This is a genomic window from Pseudomonas paraveronii (assembly GCF_963681955.1).
GTDB lineage: Bacteria > Pseudomonadota > Gammaproteobacteria > Pseudomonadales > Pseudomonadaceae > Aquipseudomonas > Aquipseudomonas paraveronii.
The window spans coordinates 4,509,072-4,522,208 of the sequence record NZ_OY817130.1 but is presented as its reverse complement, the minus strand read 5'-3'; the positions used below and the strand labels follow the sequence as shown (position 1 = coordinate 4,522,208).

General features: G+C 61.4%; 9 protein-coding genes. 2 read left to right on the top strand and 7 right to left on the bottom strand.

Translation table 11 applies throughout. The annotated features are described in order from the left end of the window. Positions 1-342: 342 nt before the first annotated feature. The 5 genes from U5A08_RS20790 to puuE all read right to left on the bottom strand — a co-directional run bounded on the left by U5A08_RS20790 (position 343) and on the right by puuE (position 4,781). Positions 343-1,626: a urate hydroxylase PuuD gene (locus U5A08_RS20790; RefSeq protein WP_321848391.1), complete on the bottom strand. Its 1,284-nt coding sequence runs from the start codon at positions 1,624-1,626 to the stop codon at positions 343-345. A gap of 51 nt (positions 1,627-1,677) precedes the next feature. Next, positions 1,678-2,181 (bottom strand): ureidoglycolate lyase, encoded by a 504-nt coding sequence (locus U5A08_RS20785; RefSeq protein WP_198717268.1) that lies wholly within the window; start codon positions 2,179-2,181, stop codon positions 1,678-1,680. Between the two features lie 118 nt (positions 2,182-2,299). After that, a complete protein-coding gene (gene alc, locus U5A08_RS20780; RefSeq protein ID WP_253397645.1) occupies positions 2,300-3,301 on the bottom strand; it encodes an allantoicase in 1,002 nt (333 codons plus the stop codon). Between the two features lie 41 nt (positions 3,302-3,342). Then, positions 3,343-3,858, bottom strand: a complete 516-nt coding sequence (gene uraD, locus U5A08_RS20775; protein WP_198717270.1) for a 2-oxo-4-hydroxy-4-carboxy-5-ureidoimidazoline decarboxylase — start codon at positions 3,856-3,858, stop codon at positions 3,343-3,345. Further along, positions 3,855-4,781, bottom strand: coding sequence for an allantoinase PuuE (gene puuE, locus U5A08_RS20770; RefSeq protein WP_321848389.1), 927 nt, complete (start codon positions 4,779-4,781; stop codon positions 3,855-3,857). Before puuE ends, uraD begins: the two co-directional genes overlap by 4 nt. 389 nt (positions 4,782-5,170) lie before the next feature. Here puuE and uraH point away from each other — a divergent pair, with 389 nt between their 5' ends. Both uraH and U5A08_RS20760 read left to right on the top strand, forming a co-directional pair. Then, positions 5,171-5,524, top strand: coding sequence for a hydroxyisourate hydrolase (uraH, locus tag U5A08_RS20765; RefSeq protein WP_198717272.1), 354 nt, complete (start codon positions 5,171-5,173; stop codon positions 5,522-5,524). A gap of 142 nt (positions 5,525-5,666) precedes the next feature. Continuing rightward, positions 5,667-10,937, top strand: coding sequence for a dermonecrotic toxin domain-containing protein (locus tag U5A08_RS20760; RefSeq protein WP_253397643.1), 5,271 nt, complete (start codon positions 5,667-5,669; stop codon positions 10,935-10,937). Here the strand turns inward: U5A08_RS20760 and U5A08_RS20755 are convergent. Both U5A08_RS20755 and U5A08_RS20750 read right to left on the bottom strand, forming a co-directional pair. Beyond that, a complete protein-coding gene (locus tag U5A08_RS20755) occupies positions 10,934-11,560 on the bottom strand; it encodes a LysE family translocator (protein ID WP_253397642.1) in 627 nt (208 codons plus the stop codon). The two genes, U5A08_RS20760 and U5A08_RS20755, sit on opposite strands and share 4 nt — an antisense overlap. A gap of 66 nt (positions 11,561-11,626) precedes the next feature. Then, entirely contained in the window at positions 11,627-12,958 is a 1,332-nt protein-coding gene (locus tag U5A08_RS20750) for an NCS2 family permease (protein ID WP_253400420.1), read from the bottom strand. Positions 12,959-13,137: the final 179 nt, after the last annotated feature.

Sequence of the window (13,137 nt, the reverse complement as noted above, 5' to 3'; positions counted from 1 at the left end):
CGGGATAAGTTGGCCTTATAGTCAGCTTTTATATTCGCTGTTTTTTTTGAGTCGATTCGAGCGGGCGCGGAGAATACTGGCTCCAAAGCCTTGGCTCAAGTGCGCTGTTAGAGCGCGTGCGGGGCGAGAATGGGGCACGGCGTGTGGCTGTTCCCCGTTGGATGGCATGCATGTTGGGGTTCCTGTTCTTTATTGTTTTTCTGGAACGAAGGAATCAATGCGTGTGGACGACGGCGGGTGGTTCAGAGCCGCGAGGATGTTGAACAGCACATTCAGCGACAACGCAGGCCGGATGTGGGAGGGAGCAAGCCCCCGCCCACAGGTTAGTCCTGCGCTAATCCGTTAATTTGTGCGCGCCCCCTGATTGATCCAGGTGCCGATCAGATCGCGTTCCTGCTGGGTCATCTGGGTGATGTTGCCCAGTGGCATGATCTGGCTCGCCACGGCCTGCGCCTGAATACGCGCAGCCTGCTGCTGGATCTGCGTCGGTGTGTCGAACATCACGCCCGCCGGTGCAGTGCTGAACAGCGGGCTGCTGGGCCTGGCCGAATGGCAGACGGCGCAGCGTGCCTGGATCACACCATGCACCTTGTCGAAATCAATCGTCGCCTGGGCGGGCGCGGCTGCAGCAGCGGGGGCGGCGGGCGCAGCGGGTTTCAGGCCACCGCCCAGCGCGGTTTCCGGCAACGGTTGGTACTCGATGGCTGCCGGTGTCTTGGCCACGTCCGTGACCGGCTTGGGCCCGGTGACATACGCCAGGCAAATCATCGCCAACGCGCCCACCGGCAAGGTCCAGGCATATTTCTGGCTGTTGTGCCGGGTGTTGAAGTAATGCCGCACCAACACCGCCGCCACGGCAATCCCCGCCAGGATCAGCCAGTTGTACTGGCTGCCGTAAGTGCTCGGGAAGTGGTTGCTGATCATGATGAACAGCACCGGCAAGGTGAAGTAGTTGTTGTGTCGTGAGCGCAGCAAGCCCTTGGCCGGCAAGGCCGGGTCCGGCGTGCGGTTCTGCGCGATTGCCGCCACCAGCGCGCGTTGCGCCGGCATGATGATGCGGAACACGTTGCCGACCATGATGGTGCCGATGATCGCCCCCACATGCAGGTACGCGCCGCGGCCGCTGAACACTTTGCTGAAGCCATACGCCGCCGCGATCAATAGCACGAACAAGGTCAGGCCGAGCAGCGCCGGGCGTTTGCCCAGGGCCGAGTCGCAGAGAAACGAGTAGATGAACCAGCCAGCGAGCAGTGAGCCGATGCCCAACAACACGCCTTCGGTGCCGCTCAGGCTGCTGCCAGGGGCGAGCAGGTACAGCGTAGGGTTGAGGTAGAACACCACGCACAGCAGCGCGACGCCCGACATCCAGGTGAAATAGGCTTCCCATTTGAACCAGTGCAGGTTGTCCGGCATGGTCGGCGGAGCCAGTTTGTATTTTTCCAGGTGGTAGATACCGCCACCGTGGATCGCCCACAAGTCACCGGCCAGGCCGTCCTTGGGGTTGACGCGGTTGAGGTTGTTTTCCAGCCAGACGAAGTAAAACGACGCGCCGATCCAGGCGACGCCAGTGATCATGTGAACCCAGCGCACGCTAAGGTTCAGCCATTCCAACAGATGTGCTTCCACAGTCTTTACCTCTCGCTTGTCGCCCTTGTTGTCGGGTGATCAGGCCTTCTCTTATTGGTGGGGGGCGAGGATCAACCGCTCATCCTCTTTGAAAAAATGCTCATCGCAGTTATTGCCGGTGCCACTGCGATCAACCACCAGGAAGTCATCCCGCTTTTCGATCGTCAGCACCGGGTGGTGCCAGACGCCGCGATGGTAATTAATGCCCTGCCTGCCGTTGGTGACGAAGGCGCGGACCAAGCCTGATACCGGTGCATCGCCAAGTGGCGCGACCACGATCAGAAAGGGGTTGCCGAGCAGCGGTATGAACGCCTGGCTGCCCAGCGGGTGTCTCTCCAGCATGCACACGGTCAGTGGCATTTGCAGCGCGTCGGCGCGGAAAATGCTGATGATGGCGTGGTCTTCCGGCGTTGCGGTTTCGACCGTCGCCAGTTTGTGGAAGCGCATGGTCGAACCGTTGTTGATCATGAAGTGATCGCTGCCGTCGGTTTCGATAACGTCTCCGAAGGGGGCGAAGGCTTCTTTGGTCAGGGGTTCGATCATCAGTGTGCGCATGGCTGTCTTCTTAAGTTTTTGAATGTGATGGTGTCTGATCTACCGCTATCGCGGGCAAGCCCGGCTCGCACATTTGTCCGCGTACCCCTGTGGGAGCCGGGCTTGCCCGCGATTGGGCTCACGCCGATTTAGCGACCTTGCCCAATACTCGCAGGCGACTCACACCACCATCCGGGAACACGTTCAGGCGGATGTGGGTGATCGGGCCCAGCGCCTTGATCTGCTCGGCGAAGGTGTGTTCGGCGTGCATTTCCAGCTTCTGCGCCGGCAGCAGTTCGCGCCAGAACAGCGACTGGGTTTCGATCTGGCTGTCGGTGCCGCCTTTGACGAATGCGGCCTGGATCGAGCAGGTGTCCGGGTAGTTGCCCTTGAAGTGCAGGGTGTCGACGATGATTTTTTCGATCTCGCCCGCATGCCCCAGCGCGACGATCACCCAGTCATTGCCTGGCGTGCGACGGCGGGCGGTTTCCCAGCCATCGCCCATGTTGACGCCACGGCCCGGATTGAGGAGGTTGCCCATGCGGCCGAAGTGTTCGTCGGAGCAGGCCAGGGCGCGGCCGCCGTTCAGCGCGGCAGCCAGGTCGACCTGTTCGTTGTCGCCCACCGCCGACCAGTCGCGGAACGGCACACCGTACACACGCAGACGGGCCACGCCGCCATCCGGGTAGATGTTGAAGCGCAGGTGGCTGAATGCCTGGTCGTGGTTGATTGCGTGGTAGTGGTGGCTGTTGCCTTGCAGCTCGACGGCCGACAGCACTTCCACCCACTCGGTGCTGTCGTCCGGCTCGCCCGAGGCCAGGAAGCAGGCTTCCAGGGAGGCCGACGGCGGGAAGTTACCGGTGAAGAATGAAGTGTCGATGTCCACGCCCTTGATCGAGCCGGCGGCGCCCAGGCGGATCACTGCGCTGTCGTAGCCTTCGAAGCGTTTGCGGCGTGACTCCCAGCCGTCCATCCACTTGCCGTTATCATCGAAAACGCCTTCCTTCCACACGGCCGGGGTCGGCTGGAACAGGCGGTTGGCGTCGGCGAACCAGTCATCGGTCACCGAGATGATCTTGGTGCCGAGGCGGGCGTCGGCGAGGTTGACGAACTTCTCGAACGGTAAGGGTTGCGCTTTCATTCTTCTTGTCTGCCTTGGATAGAGTGGCTGGGGATGGTCGTTTAGAGGGTCAGTAAGCGGAACAGCGCGATCTTGTTGATCTCGTCCAGCGCGCACTTGAACTCGGTGTCTACCGGGTTATGGATGCGCGATTCGAACGCGTTGATGATCTGATGCCGGTTGCTGCCTTTTACCGCCATGATGAAGGGAAACTTGAACTTGGCTTTGTAGGCCTCGTTCAGCTCGGTGAAGCGTGAGAACTCTTCGGCCGTGCATTGGTGAATACCGGCGCCGGCTTGTTCCTGGGTGCTGGCTTCGGTCAGTTGGCCCTGGATGGCCGCACGGCCGGCCAGGTCCGGGTGAGCGTTGATCAGCGCCAGTTGCCGGGTGTGATCGGCGCTCAAGAGGATGTCGCTCATGCGTTGGTGCAGGGTTTCGACCGCGTCGAGTGAGGCGTCCTGGCCCAGGTCGAAAGCCTTTTCAGCCACCCACGGCGAATGTTCGTAGATGTCGGCAAAGGCGCTGATGAATGCATCGCGGCTCAGGCTCGACGGTTTCAAGGTCTGGAACGCGGTCATTGCGCCGCTCCCTTGTAAGGGTGCGTGGCGTGCCAGTGACGGGCAATGTCGACACGGCGGGTGAACCACACCTGTTCATGGCCCTTGGCGTATTCGATAAAGCGCTTCAACGACGCAAGGCGCGCCGGGCGGCCGATCAGGCGGCAGTGCAGGCCGATGGAAAGCATCTTCGGCGCGTCGGCTCCTTCGGCGTAGAGCACGTCGAACGCGTCTTTGAGGTACTCGAAAAAGTCATCGCCCTTGTTGAAGCCCTGCACCTGGGTGAAACGCATGTCGTTGGTGTCCAGGGTGTAAGGGATCACCAGGTGCGGCTTGCCGGTGGGGGTGTTGGGTTCCCAGTAGGGCAGGTCGTCGTCATAGGTGTCGCAGTCATAGAGGAAGCCGCCTTCCTCCATCACCAGGCGCCGCGTGTTCGGGCCGGTGCGGCCGGTGTACCAGCCCAGCGGGCGTTCGCCGGTCAGCTCGGTGAGGATGCGGATGGCTTCGAGCATATGCTCGCGTTCCTGGGCCTCGTCCATGTACTGGTAGTCGATCCAGCGATAGCCGTGGCTGCAGATCTCATGGCCGGCGGCGACCATTGCGCGGATCACGTCCGGATGGCGCTGGGCGGCCATGGCCACGGCGAAGACGGTCAGCGGGATATCGAATGCTTTAAACAATTTGAGGACGCGCCACACGCCGGCACGGCTGCCGTATTCGTACAGCGACTCCATGCTCATGTTGCGCTCGCCCTGCAGCGGCTGGGCCGAGACCATTTCCGAAAGGAAGGCTTCGGACTCTTTGTCACCGTGCAAAATATTGCGCTCGCCGCCTTCTTCGTAGTTGAGTACAAAAGACAACGCGATGCGTGCCTTGCCCGGCCAGTGGGGGTGAGGAGGGTTACTGCCGTAACCGATCAGGTCGCGTGGGTAGTCAGCGCTCACTGCAGTCTTCCTTCTTGTGCGTGGTAGCGGTGTGTGTGGCGGCCGGGCAGTGGAAAGACTGAGTGGCGTCACAGTGATGAGTGATTGTATACAACTTATTGCCCACTTTGTAAGCCTGGATTTCTGCCTTTTTTCTGCCACGCTCACCTTCAAGGGTGTAGCAAGAAACTTGCCTGACTGGTCAGCTAATGGACAAAAGGTTGTTTAAAAGCAAGGATTACTCGTGAATCGGCCGGTCGAGCAAGGTCGACTGGAGGATCGTAGGGTTTGTGGTTTTTATTGTGTACAATTTTTTTAAAAAGTGTCTTAATCAGCCGGCGCCGGCTTTTTCGCTGCACAAAAAAAGTGCGGCATTCACTTCTACTGACCTCGGGAGGCGCGTACACGCCATGGGACGTTTGACCACACACGTTTTGGACGCCGCTCACGGCTGTCCCGGCAGCACCATCAAGGTTGAGCTGTACCGCGTCGACGGCGCGCAACTGGAGCTGATCGCCAGCGCCGTGACCAACAGTGACGGCCGCTGCGACGCACCGTTGCTCCAAGGCGACGACTACCGCAGCGGTGTGTACCAGCTGCAATTCAGCGCCGGCGACTATTACCGTGCCCGTGGCGTGCAATTGCCAGAGCCGGCCTTCCTCGACGTGGTGGTGCTGCGCTTCGGCATCAGCGCTGAACAGGATCACTACCATGTGCCCCTGCTGATTTCGCCCTACAGTTACTCCACCTACCGCGGTAGCTGAGCGCCACCCCAAAGCTCTTCGCTGGTTTTTCGCCCGCCGACACGGCGGGCTTTTCATGCCGCTTGCGCGTGCAACTATCTAGCGCCTTTTGCACGGAGGCACTGCCTAGGCTGGGCGTTTTCCTCATGCAGAAGAAAACACCATGACCTCGTCCCCCGATCACGTGAGCGTTTCAGCCGATACCGCTACTGCCGACGACCCGGACCTCGCTGCCCAAGCGCAATCGCAGGCGATTCGCGAGCAGTTGAAACGGCGGATCAATGCCCATACCCATCCCAGTCGCCTGATCAATCAGATCGGTCTTGCCGACGCGCGCTGCATCACCGCGACGCGGACACTGGCACGCCTGATAGGACGCTCGCCCAAAGTCTTGACGGTCATTCGCGCCGAGCTGCGCAAAGCGTTCGAGATGGACCCGGACCACCTGTTGTTCACCGAGCCCAAGCCGCCAGCCGTGCCGCGCAAAGTCGACAGCCTGACCGATCGGGCGCTGGCGTTGCTGGTCCTGCCGACGGTGGTGATCAACGTCAATCAGTTCACCACCCTGAGCGTTAAAGACGAGCCGAACCGGCGCTTGCCTTATACGCCGCTGGAAGCACTGCGCCGTGTGATCGCGCTGAGGCTGTTTGAGCGGCTGGCCCATGCGGTCAGCGTCTATTGGGACACCCTGGCGCAGGGTTCCTGGCTCACTCGCCGGGAGCGCTGGGTCGAGTTGCACAAGGCGCTCTTCGCCGACCGGGCGTTTATGGCGCGGCAGTTGGAGCAGCTATCGAGTGCGGCATGGGACATGGTTCAGGCCCTGATCGATGCCCCCACCGCCGAGGCCCGCCAGCGTGCGGGCGGGGCTTGGGCCACGCTGCAAGTGGGGCAGTTGCTGTGGCCGGGTACGCCTCCGGTAGCGATTCCCGGGGTCTTGCATCTTTATCGAGAAGGCGACCCCTGCGAGGCACCGCATGTGGTCTATCTGCCGGGAGAGGGCTGCAACTTCTACGAGTACCCGTCCTACACGGCCCTGCAGGACGGCCTGCTGGTGTTGGACCGGTCCCGGTTCCACGCGCTCTGGCAGTGCTTGCCGCTGAGTCGGCGCAATGACTTATGCCGGCCAACAGTCTTGTCTGCGGCGCACCGCTTTGTTCGCGGCCTGCCGCTGATGGACGACGCGCTGACGCTGGGCGCCCAGGCGTTGCTGACCGGGCAATGGAGCAACGAGCTGGCTTGTGCGGTGAAGATCAATTACGCGCACGTGTTTTCTGAGCAACGGCCTCGGCCTCAGCCGCTGGACGCCGCACCTTTTCTGGCACAGGTGGAGGGGGCGAGGCGGCAACTGGTCGGTGGCGCTCGGCTCGGCGTTATTGGCGATCAATTGCTCAACTGGGACCGACAACGACGAGGCGCAGAAATCATCTTCGCCAGCACGGCGTCCGGCCTGGCTCTGCGCGCCGCTGAGCGTCAGGTCAAACGCTACGAAAAAGCGCTGGTTGCGCTGCTGGTCCCGGACGATCCCTGCGCGGACACGCTTGCGTACCAGATAATCGTGGCGCTGGTGGGCCAACTCAAGGCGCATGCCGACGTGTTGAATACACTGATGCGGGATGGGCAGCATCGGTTGCTCGATTTGGCTTTTTGGGCCGAGCGTCCCGACGGCGCGGGTACGCCCAGGCGCGTGTCGCTGTTCATGCGCACCCAAACCGAGGCCCTGCGCTGCGAGGTTGAGTTGCAACACCGGCTCAAGCTGATCAGTACGGCGCATCGCGACCTGATGATCGAAGTGGTGGAACAGCCGTCGCCCAGCCAACGCCTTGGCAGTCAGACCCAAGTACTGTCGATCGCGGTGGGCAGCGAACCGGACGCCTTTTACGCCCTCCATAACGTCTGGGTGGTGACCACGGGCGCGGCGGTAAGGCGCCCGTCGCGCCAGCTCCCGGTGGTGGTGTACGCGTTTGGAATCGAAGGCGGGGTCAAGGCGTTTGCCGGACTGGACGCCTTGACCCAAAGCCTCAAGGCAAGCCTGAGCAGCCTTGACGACTCGGTGCTTTGGGGCTGCGTCGAACACGATAAGCGGCGTGACTTACGCGCACATGCGGCCTGTGGAACCCTCGGCGTGCGCTACGTTGAGATCAAGGGCAAGCCTGCGCTGGTGGCGCTCAAGAAACTGCTGGGCTGCTACGACCGCTTGAAACAAAGCCGCGAAGACATCACGCGTATTTTCAGTGAAGTGACGGATGCCGAGCTCAGCCGCTCGCTGCTGATGGTCGAGCTGGAAGAGCAGCTGAATATTCCGCTCAATGACGCCCTGAGTCAGGCTCTGGCCAACATCGAGCTGCTGCGCACGGCGGCGTCTGACGCGAAGAAACTGCCCACTTGGTTGGCGCACGCGACCCAGGCCCAGCGTAGAGCCTTCAAGCGCTTGCTGCGGCTGTACCTGGGCAGCGCCTTTGCGTTTAAAGGCCGACTTGAGCAACGCCTGCCTGACCTGGACACGTTCGCCCGGCGCGCGTTGATCGCCCGTTTGCGCCAGGACGGTTTCTTCCCGCCGTTGGACATCGACCAACCGTTGATTGATATGCCGGATGATGTCCACGGTGCCTTTTGTGGATGGATCAGCGGCTGTACGGTGGGTGATCGCAACATCGTGCTGACCCCAACCGCAGCGCGCACGACCTTCAGCCTGCTGCAACTGACGCTGCATAACCTCGACCCACTGGCGCCCTGGACCGCTTGGCGATTCAGTCACGCGCGCTATCTGCAACCTGAGTGGAAGCAACGCCTGAATGCCGCTTACTTGACCCGTATGGTGTCCTCGCTGGATATCGGTGGTCAGTACGACACCTTGATCAACCGGGTTTTCTATCCGCGTATTGAAGCCGATCGCGAGCTCAGCAACGGACGGATTCCCGAACTGTTGAATCGCGCCTTGCGCGCGGGCGTTGAGTATCACCTGTTCTGCGCGACTCAGCAGGGGCTGACGGCGACGGCACAAAGCGTATTCAAGACCGCGATGGCGGCCCGCACACCGCAAGACCTGTCGAACAACCAGCACCAGTTGCAGCTGTACGTGGTTCATCTGGTGGGCCACACGATGCAGCATGATCGCTATGTCGCAGGGATCGTGGTGGTGCATGACCGGCGCTCCGAACTGTGCCTGGTTTACTGGCCCGATGCGCCGTCGTCCCTGGTCCTGACCGAGTACGATAGCCTGCAACGGGCCCAGGCTGAATTGAACCGCATCGGCGCGTTACCGGATAACGTCAAGGCGTTGGCGCGACAGGTCGCACCGGGTTGGGCATTCGAGGCGATCCCCCAGCCTGCGGAGGGCGGCGGTGCACACGTCCAGGCTGCAAAAACGCTTAAAGCCATACCGGCTTTTTTCATGGTGAAAGGGATCTGGCGCGGGATCGAGTTTGTTCGTTCATTCAGCATCAAGCACTTGGAGCCTGCGGCGGTGCTTGAGGAGATCGAAGCCCAAACCCTTGAGCAGATCGCCAGCGATCCGCAGGACTGGCTGGGGTTTGTGGCTACGCCCCACAGCAACGCCGAGGCGTTGCTCTACCACGCCAGCGTGCTGGATTTGCAACGGCGGACCCAAGCCGCCAGCCATTCCGGCAAGGCGCTGGCGAGCTATCGAACCCGCCGTCTGAGTGAGCAGGGCGACACCCGCGCGCGGGCGGTGGTGGGGTTTTTCTCACCGTTGTACGGGATGTTCAATGACTTCTATGAGTTGCTGCGCGTATCGCGCAGTTATCACCGTTTCGGCGACCCCCACGATGCGGTCGATGTGGGTTTTATGAGCGCCTTTATGGCGATCGACCTGCTGCTGAACTTAATCCCCGGCCCGAAGAAGGTGGGCCGTGCCGGCGCAGGTATTGCGCGGCCGGTGCTGAGAGGGTTGCTGGGGCGCATACATCGTTTGCGGATGACGGTACACAGCGGGGTGTCCCGCACGGCGTCGTCCCCCGTGACCCAGTTGAAAGCCTTGGAGCGGTTCAAAATCAAGGGGGTGCCGGAGGGCGCCATTGCGCTGAAAGGGCCGGGCGAGTCGGGCGTCTATGTGAAAAATGGTGAGCCCTTTGTGGCGGATGACACGCACTATTACCCCCTTTACCGGCGTGGGGACGAACCGGTATTTCGCCTGAAAAACACGCAGGCGCCGGGGCAAGACGAACTGATTTTGCACCTCCATCAGCCCAAGGAATGGTCACTCGGCGCGGACGCCCCGCAACCGGTGGCGGGCACAAGTTCCGGCGTGCTCAACCCATGGCGCGCGCCGCCGACGCCACCGCCGCCCGACTGGTGGCCCGCGACTGCACGGGTTGCTACGGAAGACGCCATTCGCCAGTCATCCACGACGTCGAGCTACTGGTCGAATTGGCGGACTTCACTTCAGAGCCCGGATGCGCCTTCTCCGGTTCCCGAGGTGTTTCATATTGCGTCGGACAGCCGAGGGTTTCCCCACAATGTCCTTCGGGTGGCCCCGCCGAATACCGGCGTGATGGACCCTATGAGCGGCTATTACAGGATGCTCCCTCAGGGGGATCAGGCGCCGTTGGACGGCATCGTGTTTATCCACAGGAATGAGCCAATGGTGTCATTGGCCAGTTTTGACATTGAGCGCTGGACCAGCGTGGATATTCTGGAGCAGCCTTTCCCGGTGACACGTAGCCCTGCGGGTGAATGGCTGGTCCATGCGCCCCTGTTCGATAAGCCTTTGCCGGAGTATGTGGGCGCGGTGTTCCCCACCATGACGCTCTCCAGTCGACAGTTTACCGCCGCAAGGTTGATTGAGTTGGCAGGCCCATCCCGCCCGGCAACGGCCACGCATCTGCTCAATATCCGCGCGACGCTGGACAACTGGTCGCCTCCAGCCCCCGCGAGGGCGGGTCAGACGGATGATTTGCTGAGAATGCTGCGGTCCACCGAAAGGGGCAAAAGAACCTTTCACATCGGTTTTGACGGCAAGGCACCGGGCTTCACTCGCGTCGATTTCAAGGTGACCGACTTGGACCCTGCGCTGCGATCCGGCGGCCGCGAGATGGGACCTCGGCGAGACATTGCACAGTGCGCGGCGATCAAACGTGTGCTGGAACAGCAGGGGTTCAGCGTCGAGGAGCTTCTGGTAAGGCACGGCAACAAGACCACCCGTGATTTATTCGTGACTCATCCTCTTTCCGGTTCAAACCGGGTGTACTACGTGTCCGTTCATTGGCTTGAGCTGGGGTCTATCAAGTTGGAACGCCGGCTGACGGATCGTTGGTTCAATATTGCGATCAGCAATAATCCGACGTCGGTGGCGTTGGCTGCCGTCAAGAGTGCGATGAACGACAAGCGCCTGTTTCGAATCGTAGCGGGCATCCAATGGCCTACTGCAGGAGACGCCCTTCCGAGCGTCTATTTCGCTAAAGTGACCCCGTCCTAGCGGTTGATCAGCGACGCAACGCCAGCGGCCCCGAACAGCCCGGCACTGGTGCGGTTGAACCAGCTCTGGCCGTTGCCGCTGCGCAAATACCGCGCAGCACCGTGGGCGCCAAGACCGTAGGCGAGCTTGCACAGCAGGTCGAGTACGGTCCAGGTGGCGATCATGACGAGCAACTGCGGCAGAAACGGCCGGTCGCTGCTGAGGAACTGCGGCAGGAAGGCGGCGAAGAACAGGATGTCCTTCGGGTTGCTCGCGCCCAGCACAAACGCACGGCCAAACAAGGCGCGAAAACGCGGCGTGGCGACGGCCTGGGGCACCACCGCGCCCCGGGCCGGTTGGCGCGATTGCTGCCAGCTCTGCCAGGCGAGGTAAAACAGGTAGAGCGCGCCGACCATCTTCAAGGCGCTGAACAGCTGTTCCGACGCCAACAACAGCGCGCCCAGCCCCAGTGCCGAGGCACTCAACAGGCAGATCGAGGCAAACACGCCGCCGAGAAACGCCGGGTACGAACGGCGCAGGCCGTAGTTGAGGCTGTTGCTGATCATCAGCAACGACAGCGGGCCGGGAATCAGGATCACGATCAACGCCGCGCCACTGAACAGCAGCCAGGTTTCCAGGTTCATTTACAGTGCTCCTTTGATGCCAAAGCCTCACCCGAGGGTGAGGCGGTTTCTTTGTGCGTTCCCGAACTACAGGAAGATAAATTTTGCGATAAAAATCGCGCACAACACCCATAGGCTGATGGAGATTTCGCGGTACTTGCCGGTGCCGGCCTTGAGCGCCACATACGTGATAAAGCCCAGGGCGATCCCGTCGGCGACTGAGAAGGTCAGCGGCATCATGATCGCGGTGACGATAGCCGGAATGCTGTCGGTGGCTTCGTCCCAGTTGATATGGGCCATGCTCGCCATCATCAGCATCGCCACATAAATCAGCGCACCGGCGGTGGCGTAAGCCGGAATCATGCCGGCCAGCGGCGCGAAAAACATCGCCGCCACAAACAGCACGCCCACCGTCACAGCGGTCAGCCCGGTACGGCCACCGGCGGCGACACCGGCGGCGCTTTCCACATAGCTGGTCACCGGCGGCACGCCGACCATGGCGCCGAATACGCTGGAGGCGCTGTCGGCCTTCAACGCACGGGACAGGTTGTGGATCTTGCCGTCGGCGTTCACCAGACCGGCGCGTTGCGCGACGCCCATCAAGGTCCCGGCGGTGTCGAACATGTGTACAAACAAGAAGGCAAATACCACGCTGATCATGCTCACATTGAACACACCCTTAACGTCCATGGCCAGCCAGGTCGGCGCCAGGCTCGGCGGGGTGGAGAGGATGCCGTTGTAGTGAACCAGGCCCAGGCCCCAGCCGGCGAGGGTCACGGCGATGATGCTGATGAGGATCGCGCCGAACACCCGGTGGTAGCTGAGGATCGCGATCAGTAGAAAGCAGATGGCCGCCAGCAACGGCGCTGGCTCGTGCAGCGAACCGAGCTTGATCAGGGTGGCCGGGCTGTCGACGATGATGCCGGCGGTTTTCAGGCCGATCACCCCGAGAAACAACCCCACACCGGCGCCCATCGCGTGGCGCAGGCTCACCGGAATGCTGTTGAGCAGCCATTCACGGATGCGCGACAGCGTCAGCAGCATGAACAACACGCCGGAGATAAACACCGCACCGAGTGCCGTCTCCCAGGTGTAGCCCATGGTCCCGACCACGGTGTAGGTAAAGAACGCGTTCAAACCCATGCCCGGCGCCAGGCCCACCGGCCAGTTGGCGTACAGGCCCATCAACAGGCACCCCAGCGCGGCGGCGATGCAGGTGGCGACGAACGCGGCGCCGTGATCGATCCCGGCGTCGGCCATGATGTTCGGGTTGACGAAGATGATGTAGGCCATGGTGATGAACGTCGTGAGGCCGGCGATCAACTCGGTCTTCACTGTGGTGCCATGCAAGCGCAGTTTGAACAGGCGTTCCAGCCAGCCAGGGTTCGTGAGGGAGAGGTCCGGCGGGGCGAGGTCCAGCGGGGCTTCGGATTTGCGGCTATCCACAGCGAGTACTCCTCAAGCATTTTATTGTTATGGCCAGCGCCTAGGCGCTGTGAGGTACTGGCGGGTTTTGTTGACTAATTGGTCAGGAACTCGCACGAAGCGAATTATGCTTTTGTATACAAATAAAGCAAATAATGTTTTCGATTGTCTGC